Origin of the sequence: Mycolicibacterium doricum, from assembly GCF_010728155.1 — a bacterium.
GTDB classification, from domain to species: domain Bacteria; phylum Actinomycetota; class Actinomycetes; order Mycobacteriales; family Mycobacteriaceae; genus Mycobacterium; species Mycobacterium doricum.
Window position 1 is genome coordinate 693327 of sequence record NZ_AP022605.1, and the last position, 22726, is coordinate 716052.

Below are 22726 nucleotides of genomic sequence, written 5' to 3' on the forward strand. Positions count from 1 at the left end.
CGGATTCACGGCGACCATCTCCGTGCCCGGATCCATTTCTCGGCTGCGACCACCAGGCTGATGGCGACCGCGATTCCGAAGATGCGCAGCCAACTCCCCGCGTCCAGGGGAGCGGTCTGGAACACGAGGTTCATGGCCGGAAGGTAGGTGATGGCCAGCTGCGCCATGGCCTGCACACCGACACCTACGATCAGCCACCGATTGGTGAACAACCCAATCCGCCAAGCCGATCGGGTCAGCGAGCGGCAGCTGAAGAGGTAGAACCCCTCCACCACGACGAAGAGATTCAGCGCCGCCGTGCGTGCTTCGGCCACTTCGGCGCCGTGGGTGAGTTCCCATTGGAAGAGCCACCACGATCCGGCCACCAGGAGGCTGGATACCAGGAGAATCCGACCCACCAACGCCGAGGTGAGCAGCGGTTGGTCGGGGTCACGCGGCGGCCTCGTCATGATCCCGGCCTCTTTGGGTTCGAAGGCCAGCATGAGTCCCAAGGCGACGGCGGTGGTCATGTTGATCCAGAGGATCTGGGTGGGCAGGATCGGGAGTGTCGCGCCCAACGCGATCGCCACCAGGATGACCAGCCCCTCGCCGATGTTCGTCGGCAGCGTCCAGGTGATGAACTTCGTCAGGTTGTCGAAGACGCCGCGGCCCTCCTCCACCGCCGCTTCGATGGTGGCGAAATCGTCGTCGGTGAGGATCATGTCGGCCGCGTCCTTGGCGACCTCGGTGCCGCCACGACCCATCGCAACTCCGATGTTGGCCTGCCGCAACGCCGGAGCGTCGTTGACGCCGTCGCCAGTCATCGCGACGACGTGTCCCCTCTGCTGCAGGGCCCGGACGAGCCGCAGCTTCTGCTCGGGTGACACCCGGGCGAAGACGCTGGCTCGTTGTACTGCCTCGGGCAGTTCGTCGGCCGGTGTGACGGCCAACTGAGCGCCCGTCAACACCTGGTCGGAGGTGCTGTCCGTACGGTCGAGCACACCGACTGCCGATGCGATGGCCCTCGCCGTGCCGGCGTGGTCGCCGGTGATCATCTTGACCGCGATACCCGCCGAGTGACACGCGGTGACCGCTGGTGCGGCGGCCGCCCGCGGTGGGTCCAGCATGGCTTGCATGCCGGTGAAGGCCGTCGCGCCGACCACCGCCTCTTCACCGAATTCATCTGGTGAGACCGACGTTCGGATTCCGCAGGCCAGAACGCGAAGCCCCTCGGCCGCGAGGCGATCGGCCGCCTCGGTCACCGCCGCGCGGTCGAGCGCGCGAAGTGAGCCGTCGGCACGCATCTGAGAGTCGCAAATCTCCAGCATGCGTTCCACAGCGCCCTTGACCAGAACAACGTGCTCGGACCGGCCCCATTCGTGAAGAGTCGCCATGTACTGTCGTTCGGAGGTGAACGGAATCGTGGCACGCCGGGGAAGTTCGGCGCCGACCCGGTCCGGTGGGATGCCTGCCTTCGCGGCAACGACGACCATCGCCGCCTCGGTCGGGTCGCCGGTCGCCTGCCACCGGCCGTCGACGCGGTTGAGTGCCGCATCGTTGCATGCCGCTCCGCCGAGCAGCGTCCAGCGCAGCGCAGCGTCGTCGTCGATCGAGACGGTCGCCCCTCCTGTCGCGAGCAGGGTGCCCTCAGGGGCGTAACCAGAGCCGGTCACCTCCATGGAGTTCTCCGGAGTCCAGATCTTGCGCACCGTCATCTCGTTCTCGGTGAGAGTGCCGGTTTTGTCAGAGCAGATGACGGTCGTGCTGCCCAGTGTCTCGACGGCGGGCAGGCGTCGGATCACGGCTCGGCGTTTGGCCATCCGGGCGACGCCGATAGCGAGCGTGATGGTCACCGCTGCGGGCAGCCCCTCCGGGATCGCGCCGACGGCCAGCGCCACGGCGGCGTTGAAGGTCTCCACAGGATCCTGTCCGCGCAGCAGGCCGAGGGCGAAGGTGACCGCGGCCAACCCCAGAATGGCGACGGTCAGGATCTGGCTGAACTGCGCCAGCTTCGCCGTCAACGGCGTGGCAAGCGCTTCGGCGGCACCGACCAGGCGGTGAATCTGGCCGATCTCGGTCACCGCTCCGGTCGCTACCACGACCCCCGCTGCCGTCCCCGCGGTTACGAGGGTTCCTGAATAGGCCATGTTCCGCCGGTCGGCCACCGGTGTGGCTTCCGGCAACTCAACCTCGGCTTTGACCACCGGCGCCGACTCACCTGTCAGGGCCGACTCGTCCACCCGCAGTTCGGTTTCCCGCAGTATCCGCAAATCCGCCGGAACTTTGTCGCCGGCCTCGATGAGCACCAGGTCACCGGGGACCAGTTCCTCCGAGGTGATGGAAATTTCCCGGCCGTCACGGACGACTCGGGCGTCGGTGTGGACCATCGCGCGCAGGCTCTGCAGCGCTGCCTCCGCCCTGGACTCCTGGATGAACCCGACCACAGCGTTCACCAGCACCACGGCGAAGATCACTGTTGCATCGACGTATTCGCGTAGGAGGGCAGTCACGGCCCCGGCAACCAGGAGTACGTAGATCAGTGGATGGTGGAACTGACGCAGGATGCGAAGCAGTGGACCGGCGCCGACCGTCTCGGGTAGGACATTGGGTCCGAACTGCACCCGACGTTCCTGTGCCTGCGACGTGGACAGGCCCCGGTGCGGATCGGTCTGGAGGATCAGAACCACATCGTGCGTGGGTAGTCCGTGATGTGCATTGGACGTGACCAGATTGGGCTGCATCATATTGCGCTGCGTCATTCAGCCCACCGCCCGGCTGGGCACGTGATCGACTCCTGCAACAGGTTCGACCGCCAGCACCGGGACCGGTGAGTGCTGCACCAGATCGGCGGAGACGCTCCCCAGAAGCAGTCGGGACGGCCCACGACCGCGCCGGCCGCCCACGAGTAGGTCGATGTCGTGTCGCTGGGCGAACTGGCGCAACCCACATCCCGGTGGACCGGCGAGTACCTCGGTGTGCACCGGAAATCCTCGCGCGATGCGGGTCGGCGCCTCGCCGAGCCTTCGCGACGCCGCATCGATTCGCGAGTGGGTCATGTCCTCGGTCGCCGCGAAATGCACGACCTCGGCAAGTACAAGATGCGCGCAACGCGGGCGGAGGAGACGCCGGATCGTCGCAAGAGCCTGCTTGGCTTCCGATGAACCGTCGAGACCCGCCAGGACGCGTGGACCCTCACCGGCGTTCGGATCCGCCCGTGGCATCGTGCGAGCCTCGGATGACGCGACTGGAGGCCGCCCTGAGACACGCTCGAATGCGATGGGTACGAAGAGCAGTCCCAGCGGTGGCGCGACAAGTATCCAGAGGGGGTCATAACCGCGGCGGGTCATCCACAGGCCGGAGACCAACCCCGTGCTCAGCCACGCCGCGACTATGACGATCGCGGTGCCAGTGCTCATGAGACCTCCTGAACGCCATGCCCACAATGATGTCCGCGGTGGACGCACTGTCTGGTCATCACCTGGTCCTCTCGGGCCGGGGGCCGTCGTACCGCGGCCACCACAATCAGCCACGTTAGGTGGCGGCGACGGGCGGAGATAGGGACATTGGACCCTTGCAAACCTTTGCAACGCCCAGCCGGTACGCGTCCTCGATTCCCCGATCGCGCCAGGGGCGGTTGCGTGACGGGCAGTTGGCCGTGGCCGACTGCGGCGACGGGACGGCGGTCCTGCTGTAGCGCAACCAGCTCGCGGGATTGTGCACCACGGCGAAGCAGGCCATCCGAGACCGCGACGGATACCCCCGACGCCAGGGCCGTGCTTGTAGCCATCATCGCGACACCGGCGGCCACATGAGCGCGGAACTGAACGATCCGGCCGTGGAGACCGGATGCCGTCCATCCGGCGATGCGGACCACCACAGCGCCTGAGCCCGCCGGGGCTCGTTGTCTCGTCGTGCGTGTGGTGCATCGGACGACACACCGAACCTGTGGCGACCCGTCGACTCCCCGCTGAAATCCGCCGGGTCCGCTGATGTGGTCATATCGCCTAGTCGGTGGCATGATGACCAGTCCTGATGTTGGGAAACTGTGGCGCGCAGCGCTGGGGGCGTTCGTCCGCGTAGAGGGAGCACCAAAGACCCGAGACGCTGGGCCAACCGCTCCCTCCGAGGCGCTCGTCCGTCCCTTAGCTCAGGGTGGTCAGCTGCGCCGACCAGAATGGGAGATCAGATGGACACGACATGCGGGCCGGTCGTGGTGGGAGTGGACGGCTCTCAGGCCGCACTCGACGCTGTGACATGGGCGGTCGACGAGGCTGTCGAGCGCTCCGTGCCGCTGCGACTGGTACACGCCACGGGCGTGACGCCACAGGCGGACCAGTCGCCCGACGATTACCGGCTCGAACGCGAATATGCGGAGACGGTGCTCCGGGCGGCCTCCACTGCGGAAAGGTCGGCCGGCCGGGATGTCAAGGTCGAAACGGAGATTCTGTGGGGTTCCCCCGAGAGCGAACTGGTCGCCGAATCGCGTGGTGCCGAGATGGTCTGCGTCGGATCTGTGGGGATCGGTGCGATTGCCCAACGTGATCCTGGGCTCCACCGCGGTCACCGTGTCGACACAGGGACAGTGTCGCGTCGCGGTGCTCCGCCGGGATGCCATTCCGTCGCCGAACGGCTGGCTGGCGGTCGCATCCGACGCCACGCCGGAAAGCGAAAGCGTTGTCATCGGCGCACTGGAGGAGGCCCGGCTACGCGGTTCGCCGGTCGTGGTCGTCGGAGTACGCCGCTGGCAATCGCTCGAGCCGAGTTACGACGAGCTGGACCGGCGCACAACGTACTTGGCTCACCGATACCCCGGTGTGCGGACAAAAGTGGTGTCGACCGACGGTGACATCGTGCGATATCTGGCACACCAGAGGGACGACGACGTCCACATGGTCGTCGTCGGGACTGCCGACGCAGAGGCGGTGGTGGACATCGTCGGCCCGCACGGCACAATGTTCGGCGGCGCCCGGCGGCACTCAGTGCTCGTGGTCCGCTGATGCCAGACCAGGCCGACGCCGGCCGGAGCGAATACGAATCACCCACCACCGCAGAACTTCTCGACGGCCATGTGGTCACGATCCGGCGGGTCGCCGAAACCGACCGAGCAGCGATAACCGCATTGGCGCATGGGCTCACCGAACAGGAACGGTATCTGCGGTTCTTCACCACGCACCCCGCCACATCGACGAATGGGTTGACTCGTTGGTCGACGCATCCGCAGACCGGTTCACGTTGGCAGCCGTCGACGATGGCACGTTGCTCGGTGTGGCGAACTGCATCGAGTCACCTCGCCCCGGCTACGCGGAGGTGTCGATCGTCGTCGCACATGGTCAACACCATCGCGGCGTCGGAACCGTCCTGCTCAACGCGCTGGGCCGCATCGCCCGCGCCAACGGCCAGCATTACTTCATCGCCGACATCCTCGCCGAGAACCGCGAAATGCAGACAGTCCTCACGGATTCCGGCTGGCCGTGCCGGCGTCAACTCGACGGGTCCGTGGTGTCGGTCGAGGTTGATCTGCGGCAGGCTCCCTGATCGGTTAGGCGATTACCGATCCCGTCCATCAAGGTCCCCGTCCAGCCAGGTCGCCAGCTCCCGTCGCCGGCAGTATCCACGTTGACCCAGGGCGAGGAGGAACCCCCGCGGCCCGAAAGGGGAGCGCGCAAGCTGTCCTTTGACCCAATTCTTGGGCGCAAGCCTCGCCATTTATGGCGAGGTGAGCCATCCCGTGTGTCGCCGGGCGCAGCCCGGCCCTCAGAGCGGGCGGGTAGGCGACCAGCACATGCACGTGGTGGGCCTCACCGTTGAACTCGACCAGCTCGACAGCGAGCTGGTCGCACATGGTGCGCATGGTGGTTTCGGCGGAGGTGAGCATCGGATCGGTGAACAGTTTGCGCCGGAACTTGGTTACGGAAACCAGGTGGGCGTGCAGCAACGACACGCGGTGCCGGTTGCGGCGGTAGGTCGTCGTTGTCAGTGGACACCTCTACGGTTGTGCTGTGGGTAAGACCTACCGCATGGCACCGACACCGACTGGTGAGCAGCCGGTGGGCAGGCCGAGGGCGGGTAAGCGGGCCAAGCGTGCGCCGAGGCATGTGCGGTCGTGGCCGCTGCGGCCGAATCCAACGCAGTGCCGGGAGATCGGTATCCGGTTTTTCACCCGGGGTGTGGGTGTATAACGCGGTGCTGGGGGAGTTCATCACCCGCAGCTGCGCGGTGAAGGCCGATCCGGGCTGGCAGGTGGCGCGGGATCTGCCGCACCGCAGTCCTGAGTGTCAGGTCCGAACGGTCATGGTGCTGCCTTTCGAGATGATGTCCTCACGACGGTGCGCGGCATACTGTTGTGAAGAAGTAGGGACCTGTGGGGCAGAGACCTGTTGTCGGGGCAGAGACGAAGCTTCCGAAGCGGATGGGGCCTTTCGGTCGCGAGCGTCGTGACGGTGGCCGGTGCGCCAGTTCGCGTGATTTTGGGCAGCCCACCGGAGCGGGTAGTATTGAGCAACGGTGCGGTGCCCGCGCCGGCTCTTGCGTGCCTCTGGTTTCCGGAATTTCCGACTACCGGCTCACGTTTCGTGGTCGGGGCGTAGCTGTGCCAGCGCAGCACGTCGCCGTCACGGCGACGGGCGCCGAACCAACCAGAAGACAACGGAGGATCTCCGAAGAGTTATGGCAAAGAAAGACGGTGCCATAGAGGTCGAGGGTCGCGTGGTCGAACCCCTGCCCAATGCGATGTTCCGCATTGAGCTGGAGAACGGTCACAAGGTTCTCGCCCACATCAGCGGCAAGATGCGGCAGCACTACATCCGCATCCTGCCCGAGGACCGCGTCGTAGTGGAGCTGTCTCCCTACGACCTGTCCCGGGGCCGCATCGTGTATCGGTACAAGTAACCCAGACAGAACGACCCCAGACAGAACGACGAAGAAGGATCTGCACGCCGTGAAGGTGAACCCGAGCGTCAAGCCCATCTGCGACAAGTGCAGGGTGATCCGTCGGCATGGGCGGGTCATGGTGATCTGCTCCGACCCCCGCCACAAGCAGCGGCAGGGCTGATCCCGGCCCGGCTTCGCGCCGGCCACACCCTCGAGACAACTCAATGATGACCTCCCAGTGCCACTGAGCCGCCCGGCGCGCGAGCGCCAAAAAAGACGACCAACTGCTGCTCGGACACGCCCGGACGGAGGCCGGGCCCCGCCAAGTGGCGGGATCGGACTGGGAACAGACCTCCGCCAATAAGAAGGAATGGCACACCCATGGCCCGACTAGTGGGCGTTGACCTCCCGCGCGACAAGCGCATGGAGATCGCACTTACCTATATCTACGGGATCGGCCGCACCCGGTCCCAGGAGATCCTGGCGGCAACCGGCATCGACCGGGATCTGCGCACCAAGGATCTGACCGACGACCAGGTCACCCAGCTGCGCGACTACATCGAAGCGACCCTGAAGGTGGAGGGCGACCTGCGCCGCGAGGTGCAGGCGGACATCCGCCGCAAGATCGAGATCGGCTGCTACCAGGGTCTGCGGCACCGTCGCGGCCTGCCGGTGCGCGGCCAGCGGACCAAGACCAACGCGCGCACCCGCAAGGGCCCGAAGCGCACCATCGCCGGCAAGAAGAAGGCCAGGTAAGTACATGCCACCGAAGAAAGCCGCCGCTTCCTCCGCGAAGAAGGGGCAGAAGACCCGCCGCAGGGAGAAGAAGAACGTCCCGCACGGCGCCGCACACATCAAGAGCACGTTCAACAACACGATCGTGTCGATCACCGATCCCCAGGGCAACGTCATCGCCTGGGCGTCGTCGGGTCACGTCGGCTTCAAGGGGTCGCGTAAGTCGACGCCGTTCGCCGCGCAGCTGGCCGCCGAGAACGCCGCCCGCAAGGCCCAGGAGCACGGCGTCAAGAAGGTCGACGTGTTCGTGAAGGGGCCTGGTTCGGGTCGCGAGACCGCCATCCGCTCGCTGCAGGCCGCCGGGCTCGAGGTCGGCGCCATCGCCGACGTCACGCCGCAGCCGCACAACGGTTGCCGTCCGCCCAAGCGGCGCCGGGTCTAGGGAGGATTTGAGAAATGGCTCGTTATACCGGACCTGCCACCCGCAAGTCGCGCCGTCTCGGCGTCGACCTCGTCGGTGGTGATCAGTCCTTCGAGAAGCGCCCCTACCCGCCGGGCCAGCACGGTCGTGCGCGGATCAAGGAGAGCGAGTACCGCACCCAGCTGCAGGAGAAGCAGAAGGCCCGCTTCACCTACGGCGTGCTCGAGAAGCAGTTCCGCCGCTACTACGACGAGGCGAACCGCCAGCCCGGCAAGACCGGCGACAACCTGCTGCGCATCCTGGAGAGCCGGCTGGACAATGTCGTGTACCGCGCCGGCCTGGCCCGCACCCGCCGGATGGCCCGTCAGCTGGTCAGCCACGGACACTTCACCGTCAACGGCGTCAAGGTGGACATTCCCAGCTACCGGGTCTCGCAGTACGACATCATCGACGTCAAAGAGAAGTCGCTGAACACCGATCCGTTCGTGATCGCCCGCGAGACCGCCGGTGACCGGCCGATCCCGTCGTGGCTGCAGGTCGTCGGCGAACGCCAGCGCATCCTGGTCCACCAGCTGCCCGAGCGCGCACAGATCGACGTGCCGCTGGCCGAGCAGCTGATCGTGGAGCTCTACTCGAAGTAACACCCGGCCGTCCGGATGGCGGCAGGGTTTGTGCGACATCAAATAGCGGGTGTCGTGAAGAAGGAGAAAAACACATGCTGATCTCTCAGCGCCCCACACTGTCCGAAGAGACGGTTGCCGACAACCGCTCCCGGTTCGTCATCGAACCGCTGGAGCCCGGGTTCGGATACACGCTGGGCAACTCGCTCCGGCGCACGCTGCTGTCGTCGATCCCCGGCGCTGCGGTCACCAGCATCCGCATCGACGGTGTTTTGCACGAGTTCACCACCGTTCCCGGGGTGAAGGAGGACGTCACCGACATCATCCTGAACCTCAAGAGCCTCGTCGTTTCCTCCGATGAGGACGAGCCGGTCACCATGTACCTGCGCAAGCAGGGTCCCGGTGAGGTCACCGCGGGCGACATCGTGCCGCCGGCCGGTGTGACCGTGCACAACCCCGAGATGCACATCGCGACGCTCAACGACAAGGGCAAGCTCGAGGTGGAGCTGGTCGTCGAGCGCGGCCGCGGCTACGTGCCGGCCGTGCAGAACAAGGCGTCCGGCGCCGAGATCGGTCGCATCCCGGTCGACTCGATCTACTCGCCGGTGCTCAAGGTGACATACAAGGTCGAGGCCACCCGTGTCGAGCAGCGCACCGACTTCGACAAGCTGATCCTCGACGTCGAGACGAAGAACTCGATCACCCCGCGTGACGCGCTCGCCTCGGCGGGCAAGACGCTGGTCGAGCTGTTCGGGCTGGCACGTGAATTGAACGTGGAGGCCGAAGGGATCGAGATCGGGCCGTCGCCGGCGGAGGCCGATCACATCGCGTCGTTCGCACTGCCGATCGACGACCTCGACCTGACCGTGCGCTCGTACAACTGCCTCAAGCGCGAGGGTGTGCACACGGTGGGCGAGCTCGTGGCCCGCACGGAGTCCGATCTGCTGGACATCCGCAACTTCGGTCAGAAGTCCATCGACGAGGTGAAGATCAAGCTGCACCAGCTCGGTCTCTCGCTCAAGGACAGCCCGGCGACGTTCGATCCGTCCGAGGTGGCCGGCTACGACGCCGCCACGGGCACCTGGAACAGCGACGCCAGCTACGAATCCGGCTATGAGGCTGACGCCGACCAGGACTTCGCCGAAACCGAACAGCTCTAACCCAATATCTCGGAAGAGATCCGTCCCGGTCCTACCTGATACGGGGGCCGGCCCCACGTAGGAGATAGTCGCATGCCCAAACCCACCAAGGGTCCTCGCCTCGGCGGGTCGTCGTCGCACCAGAAGGCGCTCCTGGCCAACCTGGCCACGTCGCTGTTCGAGCACGGCCGCATCAAGACGACCGAGCCGAAGGCACGCGCGTTGCGGCCGTACGCGGAGAAGCTGATCACCCACGCCAAGAAAGGTGCGCTGCACAACCGGCGTGAGGTGATGAAGAAGATCCGGGACAAGGATGTCGTGCACACCCTGTTCGCCGAGATCGGACCTTTCTACGCCGACCGTGAGGGTGGCTACACCCGCATCGTCAAGGTCGAGCCGCGCAAGGGTGACAACGCCCCGATGGCGGTCATCGAGCTGGTGCGGGAGAAGACGGTGACGTCGGAGGCCAATCGCGCCAGGCGCGTGGGTGCGTCGAAGCAGACCGCTCCGGTGGCCGCCGCTGCGGCGCCGCAGGCGTCGGTCGAGCCGGAGGCCGCCGAAGGCCCCGACACCGACAATTCGTCGGCGGCCGAGGAGTCGACCGGCACCGAGGCTTCCGACGCCGCTGACAAGTCCTAGTGACATGAGCGCGAACCAGCCCGCCACTCCACCGAGTGGCGGGCTGGTTCGTCTCCGGCTCGACGTCAGCTACGACGGCACCGACTTCGCCGGCTGGGCGCCGCAGACCGGTCAGCGCACGGTGGCCGGGCTGATCGACGAGGCGCTGACGACGGTGTTCCGTACGCCGGTGGTCGTGCGGGCGGCTGGGCGCACCGACGCCGGCGTGCATGCTACCGGGCAGGTCGCCCACGTCGACGTGCCCGACGGTGCGCTTTTCCATGCCTATCCGCGTACCACGCGGCCTGCTGAACCCGAGTTCCTGCCGCTCGTCCGTCGGCTCGGGCGGTTGCTGCCCGCCGACGTCCGGATTCGAAACATCACCCGGGCTCCCGCGGGGTTCGACGCACGCTTCTCTGCGCTACGGCGCCACTACACCTACCGGCTCGGCACCGCGCCCTACGGCGTCGAGCCGCAATCGGCACGTTTCGTGACGCCGTGGCCCCGGCCGCTCGACGTCGAGGCGATGAACGCGGCCAGCTCGGCGTTGGTCGGCCTGCACGACTTCGCGGCGTTCTGCCGGCACCGGGAGGGTGCCACCACGATCCGCCACCTGCAGCGGCTGGAATGGACGCGTGCCGGCGACCTGGTTAGCGCGCACGTCAGCGCCGACGCTTTCTGCTGGTCGATGGTGCGCTCGCTCGTCGGCGCGCTGATCGCGGTGGGGGAACACCGCCGCGACCCCGGGTGGTGCGCCGGCCTGCTGGGCGCGACGCAGCGGTCGAGCGAATTCGCCGCCGCGCCGCCGCAGGGGCTCACTTTGGTGGGGGTGGACTATCCGCCGGACGACGAGCTGGCGGCACGCACACTGGTCACCCGGGACCTGCGCATCATCTGACGGTCAGATGCGGGCGGCGATGAAGTCGGCAGCCTGGTCGACCATCCCGGCGTTGATGTAGGCCCTGGCCGCGTGGTCGGGCCAGTTGCCCTCCCAGGTGTTGGGGTCGGCCGGGTTACAGATCGGGTCGGCCCCGTGGCACAGCTCGATCGTGCGTTCGCGGTAGAGCGGGCTGAAGTTGCTGATCGGACCGACCCACGCGATCCCGTTTCCGAACAGCGCCACCGCGGCGATGTGGCGGTCCATCCCCGGAGGCAGCGGCTTCTGGAACCCGAACGCCGCGATGGGCGCGGCCAGCACGACGTCGGTCACGGCTGCGCCCAGCGAATAGCCGCCCAGCACGAGCCGGGTGTCGGGGCACCGCCCCGCCATGTCTTGGATGCGCGAACTCATGTCGTTCGCGCCGATGTCGATCTCGGTGTCCGCCGGGTACTGCACGGAGTAGAGGTCGATGTCCTTGTCGGTCTTGCTTCGCAGTGCGCTGATCAGCGCGTTGCCGATCACCCCGGCACCGGGCGACTCGGTGCGGCCGCGCGCGAAGATCAACTCCGCCTGCGGGCACGACTGTGCGGACGCGACGGCGGCGGTGCGGGACAGTGCCGAAGGTGCGATGAGTAGGCCGGCGGCAACGAATACGGACGTGGCCAGAGTCAGGGACCGGCGGACCCAGCGGGGCGACGCGGAATGATCATGCACCCCGTCGATGGTAGCCGACACGATCCTCAAACCAGCCCGGCTGCGAAACCGGCCGCCTGACCGATGAACGGCGACGACTCGTAGTTGGTGTGGGCGAATGGGTTACGGCCGTCCGAGCAGATCGGGTCGCCGTCACTGCACAGGTCGATTCCGCGGCCGGCGAAAGTGCCCTGAGCGTTGACGGGGTTACCGAACTTGGTGGCGGGGTTGCCGAACACCGCCACCGCCGCGACGTCGCTGACGTAATCGCTCGGCAGCGGCGGCGCCGAACCGATGTCACCGATCCGGTTGCCCAGGGGCGGGATCCCGGCGAGCATGTCGATCACCGCTGCGCCCTGCGAGTAACCGCCGAGGACGAACCGGGTGCCGGGGCACTGTGTCGAGACCGACGCGATGCGTGCGGTGGCGTCGGCCGCGCCAGCGGCGGTGGTCAGGAAGTCGTAGGTGGCCGGGTAGTCGACGCCGTAGGTGCTCAGCGTTCGTTCTCCGAGCATGGGACGCATCGCGTCGGAGAGTGCCTGGCCGACCCGGCCGATACCGACGGGTTCTCTGGTACCGCGCGCGAAGATCAGCTCGACGTCGGAGCAGCCTTGCGCGGCGGCGGTCGGCGGGGGGCCCGCGGCGACGAGGGCACCGGCGGTGACGACGGAGAGTGCGGTGGCGGCCAAGCGCGCACCGGCGCGAAGCGAGATCACCGGCACATACTCACATAGACCGGCTAGCTATAGCCAACAGATCCCGCTTCTTCACGCTCCCGGGCGCGGTCCTTCTCCGCCCACATCGCCTCGGGGACCAGTTTGCGGCTGCCGGCTTCCCGGGAGTCCTGCCGGTCTCCCCGACGGGCGAGGGCCAGGCCCGGCGACACTCACTGCGTCGTCAATGGCACCAATCCGAGCGTCGCGGTGAACGTCGCGATCAGCCGGCACGTCACCGACTGCGCCTCTCGGGAAGCCGGGAACGGGCACCGACGCCCGGGAAATTGGCGCAATAGTGGTGTTCGGAGCGCGGTTACGCTCCCCTCGGGGGTGGATATGGGTGGACCGACCACCGGGCTGCACGTCAGCGGATACCGGTTCCTGACGCGGCGCATGGAGCACGCACTGGTTCGCGCAGACGTCCGGATGCTCGACGATCCGCTGCGCGGCCAATCGATGGCGCTCGTCGCGGGTGCGGTGCTCGCGGCCATCGCGTTGGCCGGCTGCGCGATCCTGGCGGTGTTGCGCCCGCAGGCCGGGCTCGGAGACGCTCCGATCGTGATGGACGCGCAATCCGGCGCTCTCTACGTCCGGGTCGACGACACGCTGCATCCGGTGCCCAACCTCGCCTCGGCCCGCCTGATCGTCGGGAGCCCCGCAGAGCCGCGGACGGTCAGCGCCCGCACCCTGGCCGAGGCGCGGCGCGGACCGCAGGTCGGCATCCCCGGCGCGCCGGGGGCGGTCGGGTTGGCGGCGCCGGCGCAGGACGCGGGCTGGACAGTGTGCGACGGTGCCACGTCGACGTCGGTTGTGTTCGGACCTCCACCGCCGGCCCCGTTGGAGGGCGACCGTGCGCTGCTGGTCAGGGCGCGCTCGGAAGGCCCGGCGGTCACCTATCTGCTGCACGCCGGCCGGCGTGCAGCGGTCGACCTGCGGGACAGCGCCGTCGTGCGGGCTCTGCGGCTCGACGGCGTGACGCCACGTCCGGTGTCCCGCACGCTGCTCGACGCCCTACCCGAGAATCCGCCGATCACCTCGCTGGCTGTCCCCCGTGCCGGGGAGCGAGGGGCACTGGCCGGGCACCCGGTGGGCGCGGTCGTCCGGCTGGCCCGTGCCGACACCGCGGAGTACTACGTTGTACTGGCCGACGGCGTGCAGCGCATCGGCGAGGTGACCGCCGACCTGATCCGGTTCAGCGTCAGGCAGCGCGGCGCAGACATCCCCACCGTAGCGCCGGATGCGGTCGCGGCGGCCGGCGTCGTCGACACGCTGCCGACTGACGCACACCCCGATCGGGTGGTGATCACCGAAGTCTCCGTGCTATGCGCGCACTGGGCGATGGACGGTGCGGACGTGCAGACCACACTCGTCGACGGTGCCCCTGACGGTGCGGTGGTGGAGCTGGCACAGGCAGACGGCGTGGGCCCGAACGTGGACTCGGTGTCCTTCCCGCCCGGCCGCAGCGTGTTAGCCCGTCCGGTGAGCGTCACCGGCGGTGGGGGTGAGGCGCAACCGCGCTACCTGATGACGGACCTCGGTGTGCTGTTCGGAGTGTCCGATGACGACACCGCCCGCGCTCTGGGCGTCACGTCGTCGCCCGTGCCAGCCCCGTGGCCGGTGCTGGCACGGTTACCCCGTGGACCCGAATTGAGTCGTGCGGCAGCGTCAGTGACGCGCGACGCGGTCGGGCCGGCCGCGCCGGTGCGATGAGGAGCTCAGCGCGATCAGGGCGGTGATCGCGACGCACAGGCCCGCTCCGGCCATGGCGATCCGCTGCGGCCGGTGGTCGCGCGGGACGTCGGCCGGTGCGCTCAGCGTGCGCGAGGGCGCTTCGGCCGTGTCGGCGGCGAGTACCCCGCCGCTGACGGCGGCCGCGACGTCGACGACACCATGACCCACGACGGGATTCCACCCCGCCGGGGGCCGGTGCGCGGTGTCCTCGATGCGCTGCATCACCTGGCGTGCGCTCAGGTGCGGCCACCGTGAGCGCACCAGCGCGGCGATCCCCGAGACCACCGGCGCGGCGTAACTGGTTCCGGCGATCGAGGTGTCGCCCTCGGTGGTCGGCAGGGCGCCGACAACTCCGTCGCCGTCGGGATCCAGCGATATCACGTGCTCACCAGGTGCGGCGACATCGACCCACGGGCCCGCGAGGCTGAACCGTGACGGCGTGCCGTCGGTGCTCACCGATCCGACGGTGAGCACCAGATCGTCGTACCAGGCCGGGCTGGCGACGGATTCGACTCTGTCCCAGTCGGGGTGCTGCATCGGGTTCTGCGCGGGGCACTGACCCGGCCCGCCGACGTTGCCCGCCGCGGTGACGACGACCGTATTACGCACGTCTACGGCATAGGCGAGAGCGGCCCCCAGCGCACGGTCGTCGAGGGCATCGGCCACGGCCAAGCAGGCCACCGACGACACGTTGATCACCGTGGCGCCGAGATCCGCCGCGGTGCGCACTGCCTTCGCCAATGTCTGCACGTCGCCGTATCCCGAGGTGCCCGGTTCGTCGGCCGGCCCAAACTTGTTGCTCGACTGGCGGATGCCCAGCAGGGCGACGTCCGGTGCCACACCGGTGAATTCGCCTGCCGCTGCGATGATCCCGGCGACGAGCGTGCCGTGGCCGTCGCAGTCGTCGGTTCCGTCGCCGGTCGACACGTAGTCACCGCCGGGCATAAGCCGAGGAAGCAGTCGGTGCCGGGCGACACCGGTGTCGATGACGGCGACCGTCTGCCCCGCACCCCGGGTCAGCGGCCACACCTTCGGCAGTCTTAGCATGCCCAACTGCGGGTCATCGGGCGGGTCCTCGTCGTGATGGGCGTCAGAGCATTCCGAGCGCTGTTCGGTGCGCTGTGGCGGTGCCGGTGGTGCGGCGGCCGGCAGGAAGGACTCGTCGACCGCGGGCGGGGCCACGGCCGTCGCCGCCGGTGCGGTGGCCAACGGGACCGCTGCCACGATCAGTCCCGCGAGGGCGGCCGCGGTGAGTCGACCGGTCATATCAGGCTCGAGGAGCGAACGAGGGAGAACACGTCAAGCGCCGTGCAGGCAACCGGCGTCACCGCGGCCAGCACGAAGTACTCGAGCACCTCCACCGATCGGGAAGCAACCGGTGACTGTTCGTCCGGGCTCTCGCGCACGATCACGACGACTCCGGCGCAGACCGCCACGACCGCGGCCCAATGGCCGTACTGTACGGCAACAACGGCGAATGCCACTGTGACCGAGAATAATCCGGACAGCGTCAGCGCCCACCGGCACCGCCCCGCCGCGTAGCAGCGTGACCGCAGCAGCAACGCCGCCCCGATGACGGCGCAGAACGCGGCACCGGAAAGCCAGTGCCCCGAACCATGCAGGCATCCGATCGCCACCACTGTGACGCCGGCACCGGCCGCCGCCGTGCTGCCGATCACCAGCCCGACGAGGAGCCGGTGACCGGCGGCTGCGCGGCGGTCCACGTCGGTGACCGATTCTTCGGTCAGCGACGGCGCGGGAGCCAGCCCGGATAACATCACCGACAGACGTGGGGCCAGGCTCAACGATCCGAGGGCCAGCAGTGCCAGCGCCACGCCGACCGAATGCCGTGGCACTGGCCACAGCACCGCACCCGACATCGCCACGGTGCACAGCAGACCCGCACACGCCGACGCGGTCGACAGGACCGGTGACCCGACCCGGAAGCGAAGGAGGGCGATCGAAACAGCCGCCGCCGCAGCGGCGCCCAGCAGAGCGTGCGGCACATCGAGCGGCCCGGGCACCATCAGCGCCCCGCACAGCGCGGCCATCAGCACGGTGAGGCATCCGAGCGGGCCGCACACCAAGGCCTCGCGACCCGTCCGTGACGCGGTCACCGCTGCTCCGGCGACCACGCACAGCAGCACACCTGCGGTGATCAGCGAAGCCGATCCGTACCCGGCGGCGCCGGCGACAACCCCCGCCGACGCAACGACCAGTCCCACGATCATCCGGAGCACCGGCGTGTCAGCCGGCGGCGGCGCCGCTGCCAGCACCGCCGTGACGACGTCGGTTCGGGCGAATCGCGGCGCCCGCGGCAGCGCTGCGCTCAGCAGCAACACGTCGCCATCGCGGACGTTCTGCTCGCGCAGCGGAACCGAGTCGTCGAGCACGGTGCCGCATACAGTGGCGAGCCGCCAGCGTGCCGGTGTCCCGGTGTCGGCACCCGTCAGCCGGACGATGTCCGGGATCAGGGCCGCCAACGGGAGCCGGGCGGGCAGCGCGAGATCCACCGCTCCGACGTCGTCGTCGGCATGCACAGAGACGTGACGCACGTCGGCCGACATGGCTACTCCCATCGCTCGAGTCCCATCGCTCGAGTCCCATCGCTCGAGTCTCCATCGCTCGAGTCCCATCGCTCGAGTCCCATCGCTCGAGTCCTGGTCACCGTAACCGCGGGCGACGACAACGCCACGCACGGAATTCGATGCCTGTGGACAGGGAACCGTTCGGTGCCGTGCACCGTCCAAACACTGATGGACACCACCGAACGCCTGCCCCCCACAGGTGAATTCGTGCTCGAAGCGCCGTCGCCGGTACCGCGGCCGACCGGCGGCCACCCGTTGGCCCGGCTGATGCCGTTCGCGATGCTCGTCGCCGCAGGCGGAATGGTGCTGCTGTACTTCAGCTCGGGCGGCGGGCAGGCGAGGAGCCCGATGTTCGGGTTGTTTCCCGTCATGATGGTGATGTCGTTGGTCGGCACGCTGGTGTTCGGCGCGCGCGGTACCCAGCGCGGCGCCGAGGTAGAGCGCAACCGACGCGAGTATCTGCGCTACCTCGACGGCGTCGACCGGGCCGCCGCCGGTACCGCGCGCCGGCAGTACGACGACGACCATCGCCTGCACCCGGACCCCGATACGCTGTGGGCGATCGCCGGCAGCGCGCGCATGTGGGAGCGGGGCGTCAGTCACAGCGAATTCGGTTGGGTACGAGTAGGCCTGGGCCGGGTACCGATGGGCGTGCGGCTCGTCGCCCCGGACGCCGGCCGCGGCGACGACGTCGACCCGGTGACCGCTGAAGCGGTGCGTGCGCTGGTCAGGGACCGCTCCACGGTCGACGGTTCACCGCTCACCGTGAGGGTCACCGAGCCGGGGCTGATCTGTTTCACCGGCGACGCTGCGGCGGTGCGGGATCTCGTCAGGGCGGCGGTCTGCCAACTCGTCACCCTGCACGGTCCCGAGGACGTCTCCGTGCGTGCCGAAGCCGGTGCCTCGGCCGCCGGCGAGTGGGAGTGGCTGAAGTGGATACCGCATTACCGGTCTTCCGGCGGACATGTTGTGCAGATCGTCGACGGGGGACAGCTCCGGGCCGGCGCGCCGGGTATGACCGTGCTGTGTCTGGGTGAGGCCGAGCGAAGTGACGTGGTGGTGTGCGCCGAAGGCGTGGAACTGACGATCACCGACCGCACCGGTGAGGAACGCCCGGGCTGCCCCGACGGGCTCACGGTCGATCAGGCCACCGCCTGCGCCAGGCAGTTGGCCGGCAGGGCCCGGTGTGTCACCGACACGCCGGTTCGCGCGGCACCGGGGAGTTGGCAGGATCTGCTCGGCATCACCGACCCGACGGCGTTGGACCCCGCCACGGCGTGGGGTTCGCACGCTCCTGATCGGTTCCTGCGGGTACCCATAGGGCTGTCGGACAACGGCGCACTGGTGGAGCTGGACCTCAAGGAAGCCGCTCAGCACGGTATGGGACCCCACGGGCTGTGTGTCGGGGCTACCGGGTCTGGCAAGTCGGAGTTGTTGCGCACGCTGACCCTCGGTCTGATCGCCTCTCATCCGCCGGACGCGCTCAACCTGATCCTCGTCGACTTCAAGGGCGGTGCCACGTTTCTCGGTCTTGAGCGGGCCGCACACGTCTCGGCGCTCATCACCAACCTCGACGAGGAGTCCCATCTCGTCGCTCGCATGCGGGACGCTCTGGCCGGTGAGATGCACCGTCGCCAGCAGTTGCTGCGGACCGCGGGCAATGTCGCCAACATCGCCGACTACCGGCAGGCGCATGCGTCCCGACCCGAACTTGTGGCACTGCCCGTGCTGCTGATCGTGGTCGACGAATTTTCCGAACTGCTCGCCCAGCAACCGGATTTCGCGGAACTGTTCCTGGCCATCGGGCGCGTCGGACGGTCGCTGGGAATGCATCTGCTGCTGGCGAGTCAACGGCTCGACGAGGGCCGGCTCCGCGGGTTGGACACCCACCTGTCGTACCGGATCTGTTTGAAGACGTTCTCGGCCGGCGAATCTCGCGCCGTCCTCGGTGTGGGCGACGCCCACGAACTTCCCAACACACCGGGTGTGGGCTATCTCAAGACGGCCTCCGGGGACATGACCCGATTCCGCACGGCGTTCGTCTCCGGCCCCGTCACCGCTGGGCCTGCATCATCGGGGGAGCACCCGAGACCGCGGCTGTTCACGATGCCTTCGCGCACAGCGTATTCCGTTGCGCCCGAACCGCTTGGCTCTTCGGCGCCGACGGTGCTCGACACGGTGGTGGATCGGCTGGCCGGGTCCGGCACGCCGGCACACCCCGTGTGGCTACCGCCACTGTCCGGTTCGCCGTCCCTCGACACGGTGCTGTCGCGCGCCCCAACCGACCAGGCCGCACCGCTGACGGTCCCGATCGGTCTCGTCGACTGCCCCTTCGAACAGCGCCGCGATCTGTTCACCGTCGCGCTCGGCGGAGCGGCGGGCAACGTCGCCGTCATCGGAGGTCCACGATCTGGCAAGTCGACGGCGTTGCGCACGTTGATGCTGGCTCTGGCGGCCACGAACGATCCGCACGAGGTGCAGTTCTACGGCCTCGATCTGGGCGGTGGCGCGCTTACCGTGATGTCGGAGCTTCCGCATGTGGGAGCCGTGGCCGGTCGGCAGGACCCCGAGCTGATCAGGCGGATCGTCGCGGAATGCGAGTCGCTGGTCCGTACCAGGGAGTCGCGCTTCCGGCGCGGCGGAATCGAGTCGATCACCGAGTATCGACGTCGCCGCGGTGCGGGTGATCCGGTCACCGAGGGTGACCCGTATGGCGAGGTGTTCCTCGTCGTCGACGGATGGTCGGCGCTGCGGCGGGACTTCGAGCAGCTCGAGCCGTCGATCACCGCATTGGCCGTGCAGGGCTTGTCCTACGGTCTGCATGTGGTCCTGGCGGCTTCACGGTGGGCCGACCTGCGCCCCGCGCTCAAGGATCAGCTGGGCACCAGGATCGAACTGCGGCTGGGCGATCCGGCGGAGTCGGAGATGGACCGCAAACGGGCGCGGCAACTCACCCAGAGCGCGTCGGGCCGGGGACTCACCCGCGAAGGACGCGAGACGGTGATCGCGGTTCCCCGCCTCGACGGTCGTCCGACCGACGACGGGCTCGCCGCGGCCCTCACCGCCGCCGCGGACACGCTGAAGGCCCGCTATGACCACCGCGGCGCGCCACCGATCACCCAGCTGCCGCCGCTCGTCCACCGACATGACCTCGCTGCTGCAGAGTCGCCCACCCGGGTGGTCATCGGTGCCGCCGAGAATGGCGCAGCGGCTGCGACAATGGATTTCGAGGCGCAGCCGCATCTCATCGTGCTCGGCGACGTCGGGTGCGGTAAGACCGCCGCACTGCGCGCGGTGTGCACCGGGCTGACCGCGGGCAACTTGCCCGAGGCGGTACAGCTGCTCGTCGTCGACTTCCGCCGCACCCTGCTCGGGGTGGTCGAATCCGATCACCTCGTTCGCTACGTGATGACGGAGGCCGGCCTGACCGACGCGGTAACCGCCGTGGTCGAGCATCTCGCGGCTCGGATGCCGGGCACTGACGTGACCCAACGTCAACTTCGCGACCGATCCTGGTGGTCGGGTCCGGAGATCTACGTCGTCGTCGACGATTACGACCTGGTGGCCGGTGGCACCGCGCTGACACCGCTGCTGGCTTACCTGCCGCACGCGCGTGACGTCGGATTGCACATGATCGTGGCGCGCCGCTCGGGCGGTGCGGCCCGGGCGATGTTCGACCCACTGCTGGGACGGATGCGGGATCTCGGGGCGATGGGTTTGATGATGAGCGCCGCGCCCGAAGAGGGTGTGCTCCTGGGTTCGGTGCGCCCCAGCGTGCTGCCCCCCGGGCGGGCTACCTTGATCACCCGTGGTGCCATCGATCAGCTGATCCAGGTGGCGTGGACGGATCTGCCGTGACCGCCGTCGAGGTGGGGCCGGCCACGGTGCGTGGCGCTGATCCGGTCGACGACGACCTGGCCCGTGCGGCAATCGAATCGATCGACGACACCCTGATGCTGGTGGACGACCGTCCGGTCTCCGTCCGCGCGGTGATGGCGGCCCTCCTGCGGTCGGCGGCCGGCTCCGGTGCCGACGGGCTCACCGTGGTCCATCCGACTTGGTGGAGCAGGCGCCGGGTGAAGGCGGTGCTCGACGCGGCGGGCGACATCTGTGGCGCTGCGGTCGCCGTCGCTCGGTCCGAGGTACTCGGTGACGGATGCGAGGCGATCGTGGAGATCGCCGCACAGCAGGTGGCCGTCATATCGGCGGGTGTCTGCACCATCACCCGCACATCGGACGAGGCGGTGAGCGCGGCAGTGGTACACCAAATCGGCTATGCGAGGGCAGCTGTCGTCGACGTGCCACCGGGTGTCGGCGCAACGGCGCTGGTGACGGCGATCGCGGCGGCCCTGCGCGGGCGCGGTATCACCGTCGCAATGACGGGTGCCCATCCGGTGCGGCTCCCGTCATCCGAGCCGGCGACCGCCGCTCCGTCACCCGAGCCGGCGACCGCCGCTCCGTCATCCGAACGGTCAGGCCGGAGGGCCATACCGGTACTGGTCGGCGGGCTGCTGGCCGTCGCCTCCGTCGGCGCGGTGGCGATCAGGTACGACGCGACACCGCCACTGGCAGCCGAGGAAACGAGCACCCTGCTGGTGGAGGGCCGCGCCGCGGTCGTCGTACCGGTGGGGTGGACCGTTCGGCGCATCACCGACGGCCGCGGATCCGCCCGAATGCAGATCACCTCACCGGTGGATGCCGCGGTCGCCCTGCATGTCACGCAGTCACCACTGCCGCACGCTCAAACGCTCGAACAGGTGGCGGGCACACTGCGCGACGCACTCGAGGCGGAGCCCGCAGGGGTGTTCACCGATTTCATCGCCGCCGACCAACGAGGTGACCGGGCGGTCGTCACGTATCGGGAGCATCGCGCGAGCCACCAGACGGACTGGGCGGTGCTGGTCGACGACGCGCTGCGGATAGGTATCGGTTGTCAGAGCCCCCCGCAGCGTGCGGACACCCTTCGGTCGGTTTGTGACGCCGCGGTGCACTCCGCTCATGCGGTGTTCTGACAAACCTGTCCGACAACGGAACCGGATGGACGCCTGCCCCGTCCTAAGTCATATCCGACCACAGCAGAAGGGAAGCCCCTCGATGACGACACCCACCGGCGGCGCACTCAACACCGACTTCGAGCTCATGGGCTCCGTTGCCGGCACGATCGACGCCCGCAACGAAGAGATCCGGGCGATGTTGCAGTCGTTCATCGGACGGATGACCAGCGTGCCGCCGTCGGTGTGGGGCGGGGTGGCCGCCGTCCGGTTCCGCGAGGTGGTGGACCGATGGGACGGCGAGTCGGTGAAGCTGCACACCGCCCTGCAGCGCATCGCCGAAACCATCCGGAGCAACCAGCAGACGCTGCTCGCTGCCTCCGACGGACACTCACACCAAATCGGTGTCATCGGCACCGCCCTGTAGCAGCGAGAATTGGAGACACCATGGATCAGGTTCTGTCCTACGACTTCGACCAAATCGAGTACACCGTCCGCCAGGAGATCCACGCCACGCACGGTCGGCTCAACGCCGTCCTGGACGAACTGCGCGCGCAGATCGCGCCCTTGCAGCAGGTCTGGACGCGGCACGCGGCCGAGGCCTACCGCGCCGAGCAGCTGCGCTGGGACCAGGCGGCCGCTGCGCTGAACGAGATCCTGTTCAGCCTGGGCGGCGCGGTGCGCGACGGCGCCGACGACGTCGCGGCGACCGACCGCAGCGCGGCCAACGCGTGGGGGTGGTGAC

The 22726-nt window shown here is 68.4% G+C and carries 22 protein-coding genes and 1 pseudogene; 16 read left to right on the forward strand and 7 right to left on the reverse strand.

All coding sequences use genetic code 11. From position 1 onward, the window contains the following. Positions 1-5: 5 nt before the first annotated feature. Positions 6-2720: a cation-transporting P-type ATPase gene (locus G6N07_RS03520; protein WP_099050289.1), complete on the reverse strand. Its 2715-nt coding sequence runs from the start codon at positions 2718-2720 to the stop codon at positions 6-8. Positions 2721-2738: 18 nt separating this feature from the next. Continuing rightward, positions 2739-3395: a universal stress protein gene (locus G6N07_RS03525; protein ID WP_085192359.1), complete on the reverse strand. Its 657-nt coding sequence runs from the start codon at positions 3393-3395 to the stop codon at positions 2739-2741. A 770-nt stretch (positions 3396-4165) separates the two neighbouring features. On the opposite strand from G6N07_RS03525, the pseudogene G6N07_RS20870 reads away from it, so the two are divergent. From G6N07_RS20870 to G6N07_RS20115, 3 genes and pseudogenes are all read left to right on the forward strand, one after another. Continuing rightward, positions 4166-4456, forward strand: a pseudogene (locus G6N07_RS20870) (universal stress protein); the annotation flags it as partial. 46 nt (positions 4457-4502) lie between these two features. Next, positions 4503-4976, forward strand: a complete 474-nt coding sequence (locus G6N07_RS20110; RefSeq protein WP_244949040.1) for a hypothetical protein — start codon at positions 4503-4505, stop codon at positions 4974-4976. A gap of 205 nt (positions 4977-5181) precedes the next feature. Beyond that, complete coding sequence (locus G6N07_RS20115) at positions 5182-5514, forward strand: GNAT family N-acetyltransferase (protein WP_244949041.1); 333 nt, start codon at positions 5182-5184, stop codon at positions 5512-5514. Between the two features lie 28 nt (positions 5515-5542). Here G6N07_RS20115 and tnpA read toward each other — a convergent pair whose 3' ends face one another. After that, a complete protein-coding gene (gene tnpA / locus G6N07_RS03540) occupies positions 5543-5956 on the reverse strand; it encodes an IS200/IS605 family transposase (protein ID WP_085192357.1) in 414 nt (137 codons plus the stop codon). Positions 5957-6645: 689 nt separating this feature from the next. Here tnpA and infA point away from each other — a divergent pair. The 8 genes from infA to truA all read left to right on the forward strand — a co-directional run bounded on the left by infA (position 6646) and on the right by truA (position 11280). Then, positions 6646-6867: a translation initiation factor IF-1 gene (infA, locus tag G6N07_RS03545; RefSeq protein WP_003418601.1), complete on the forward strand. Its 222-nt coding sequence runs from the start codon at positions 6646-6648 to the stop codon at positions 6865-6867. A gap of 49 nt (positions 6868-6916) precedes the next feature. Next, on the forward strand, positions 6917-7030 hold the full coding sequence (gene rpmJ, locus G6N07_RS03550) for a 50S ribosomal protein L36 (RefSeq protein ID WP_003879483.1): 114 nt from the start codon (positions 6917-6919) through the stop codon (positions 7028-7030). Between the two features lie 200 nt (positions 7031-7230). Next, positions 7231-7605 carry a 30S ribosomal protein S13 gene (gene rpsM / locus G6N07_RS03555; protein ID WP_085192355.1) on the forward strand — a complete coding sequence of 125 codons (375 nt, stop codon included), beginning with the start codon at positions 7231-7233 and terminating at the stop codon, positions 7603-7605. A gap of 4 nt (positions 7606-7609) precedes the next feature. Next, positions 7610-8026: a 30S ribosomal protein S11 gene (gene rpsK / locus G6N07_RS03560; RefSeq protein WP_011558523.1), complete on the forward strand. Its 417-nt coding sequence runs from the start codon at positions 7610-7612 to the stop codon at positions 8024-8026. A gap of 14 nt (positions 8027-8040) precedes the next feature. Continuing rightward, positions 8041-8646, forward strand: a complete 606-nt coding sequence (gene rpsD / locus G6N07_RS03565; RefSeq protein ID WP_085192354.1) for a 30S ribosomal protein S4 — start codon at positions 8041-8043, stop codon at positions 8644-8646. 74 nt (positions 8647-8720) lie between these two features. Then, entirely contained in the window at positions 8721-9785 is a 1065-nt protein-coding gene (locus tag G6N07_RS03570; RefSeq protein ID WP_085192353.1) for a DNA-directed RNA polymerase subunit alpha, read from the forward strand. A 72-nt stretch (positions 9786-9857) separates the two neighbouring features. Continuing rightward, positions 9858-10403: a 50S ribosomal protein L17 gene (gene rplQ / locus G6N07_RS03575; protein WP_085192352.1), complete on the forward strand. Its 546-nt coding sequence runs from the start codon at positions 9858-9860 to the stop codon at positions 10401-10403. 4 nt (positions 10404-10407) lie between these two features. Next, positions 10408-11280: a tRNA pseudouridine(38-40) synthase TruA gene (gene truA / locus G6N07_RS03580; protein ID WP_085192351.1), complete on the forward strand. Its 873-nt coding sequence runs from the start codon at positions 10408-10410 to the stop codon at positions 11278-11280. A gap of 3 nt (positions 11281-11283) precedes the next feature. Here truA and G6N07_RS03585 read toward each other — a convergent pair whose 3' ends face one another. Beyond that, positions 11284-11997 carry a cutinase family protein gene (locus G6N07_RS03585; protein WP_085192456.1) on the reverse strand — a complete coding sequence of 238 codons (714 nt, stop codon included), beginning with the start codon at positions 11995-11997 and terminating at the stop codon, positions 11284-11286. A 5-nt stretch (positions 11998-12002) separates the two neighbouring features. Beyond that, complete coding sequence (locus tag G6N07_RS03590) at positions 12003-12677, reverse strand: cutinase family protein (protein WP_085192350.1); 675 nt, start codon at positions 12675-12677, stop codon at positions 12003-12005. 330 nt (positions 12678-13007) lie between these two features. Between G6N07_RS03590 and eccB the strand changes: the two genes are divergently transcribed. Next, entirely contained in the window at positions 13008-14381 is a 1374-nt protein-coding gene (gene eccB / locus G6N07_RS03595) for a type VII secretion protein EccB (RefSeq protein WP_085192349.1), read from the forward strand. On the opposite strand, the gene mycP is transcribed toward eccB, so the two are convergent. Next, positions 14337-15668, reverse strand: coding sequence for a type VII secretion-associated serine protease mycosin (gene mycP, locus G6N07_RS03600; RefSeq protein WP_085192348.1), 1332 nt, complete (start codon positions 15666-15668; stop codon positions 14337-14339). The genes eccB and mycP overlap by 45 nt on opposite strands. Beyond that, a complete protein-coding gene (gene eccD / locus G6N07_RS03605) occupies positions 15665-16969 on the reverse strand; it encodes a type VII secretion integral membrane protein EccD (protein ID WP_235849910.1) in 1305 nt (434 codons plus the stop codon). The genes mycP and eccD overlap by 4 nt, the downstream gene beginning before the upstream one ends. Positions 16970-17158: 189 nt before the next feature. Here eccD and eccCa point away from each other — a divergent pair, with 189 nt between their 5' ends. The 4 genes from eccCa to G6N07_RS03625 all read left to right on the forward strand — a co-directional run bounded on the left by eccCa (position 17159) and on the right by G6N07_RS03625 (position 22725). Beyond that, entirely contained in the window at positions 17159-20848 is a 3690-nt protein-coding gene (gene eccCa, locus G6N07_RS03610; protein WP_085192455.1) for a type VII secretion protein EccCa, read from the forward strand. Further along, positions 20845-22002: a type VII secretion-associated protein gene (locus G6N07_RS03615; protein ID WP_235849909.1), complete on the forward strand. Its 1158-nt coding sequence runs from the start codon at positions 20845-20847 to the stop codon at positions 22000-22002. The genes eccCa and G6N07_RS03615 overlap by 4 nt, the downstream gene beginning before the upstream one ends. Positions 22003-22084: 82 nt before the next feature. Further along, on the forward strand, positions 22085-22408 hold the full coding sequence (locus G6N07_RS03620) for a WXG100 family type VII secretion target (RefSeq protein WP_085192346.1): 324 nt from the start codon (positions 22085-22087) through the stop codon (positions 22406-22408). Between the two features lie 20 nt (positions 22409-22428). Further along, positions 22429-22725, forward strand: coding sequence for a WXG100 family type VII secretion target (locus G6N07_RS03625; RefSeq protein WP_085192345.1), 297 nt, complete (start codon positions 22429-22431; stop codon positions 22723-22725). Position 22726 lies beyond the last annotated feature (1 nt).

Bases quoted from the DNA above. Each gene is read 5' to 3' on its own strand.
- G6N07_RS03525 (WP_085192359.1), bottom strand. From the start codon at position 3,395: ATGAGCACTGGCACCGCGATCGTCATAGTCGCGGCGTGGCTGAGCACG.
- infA (WP_003418601.1), top strand. From the start codon at position 6,646: ATGGCAAAGAAAGACGGTGCCATAGAGGTCGAGGGTCGCGTGGTCGAA.
- G6N07_RS03520 (WP_099050289.1), bottom strand. From the start codon at position 2,720: ATGCAGCCCAATCTGGTCACGTCCAATGCACATCACGGACTACCCACG.
- rpsD (WP_085192354.1), top strand. From the start codon at position 8,041: ATGGCTCGTTATACCGGACCTGCCACCCGCAAGTCGCGCCGTCTCGGC.
- G6N07_RS03625 (WP_085192345.1), top strand. From the start codon at position 22,429: ATGGATCAGGTTCTGTCCTACGACTTCGACCAAATCGAGTACACCGTC.
- eccCa (WP_085192455.1), top strand. From the start codon at position 17,159: ATGGACACCACCGAACGCCTGCCCCCCACAGGTGAATTCGTGCTCGAA.
- eccB (WP_085192349.1), top strand. From the start codon at position 13,008: ATGGGTGGACCGACCACCGGGCTGCACGTCAGCGGATACCGGTTCCTG.
- G6N07_RS03570 (WP_085192353.1), top strand. From the start codon at position 8,721: ATGCTGATCTCTCAGCGCCCCACACTGTCCGAAGAGACGGTTGCCGAC.
- truA (WP_085192351.1), top strand. From the start codon at position 10,408: ATGAGCGCGAACCAGCCCGCCACTCCACCGAGTGGCGGGCTGGTTCGT.
- rpsK (WP_011558523.1), top strand. From the start codon at position 7,610: ATGCCACCGAAGAAAGCCGCCGCTTCCTCCGCGAAGAAGGGGCAGAAG.
- G6N07_RS03620 (WP_085192346.1), top strand. From the start codon at position 22,085: ATGACGACACCCACCGGCGGCGCACTCAACACCGACTTCGAGCTCATG.
- mycP (WP_085192348.1), bottom strand. From the start codon at position 15,668: ATGACCGGTCGACTCACCGCGGCCGCCCTCGCGGGACTGATCGTGGCA.
- eccD (WP_235849910.1), bottom strand. From the start codon at position 16,969: ATGTCGGCCGACGTGCGTCACGTCTCTGTGCATGCCGACGACGACGTC.
- rpsM (WP_085192355.1), top strand. From the start codon at position 7,231: ATGGCCCGACTAGTGGGCGTTGACCTCCCGCGCGACAAGCGCATGGAG.
- rplQ (WP_085192352.1), top strand. From the start codon at position 9,858: ATGCCCAAACCCACCAAGGGTCCTCGCCTCGGCGGGTCGTCGTCGCAC.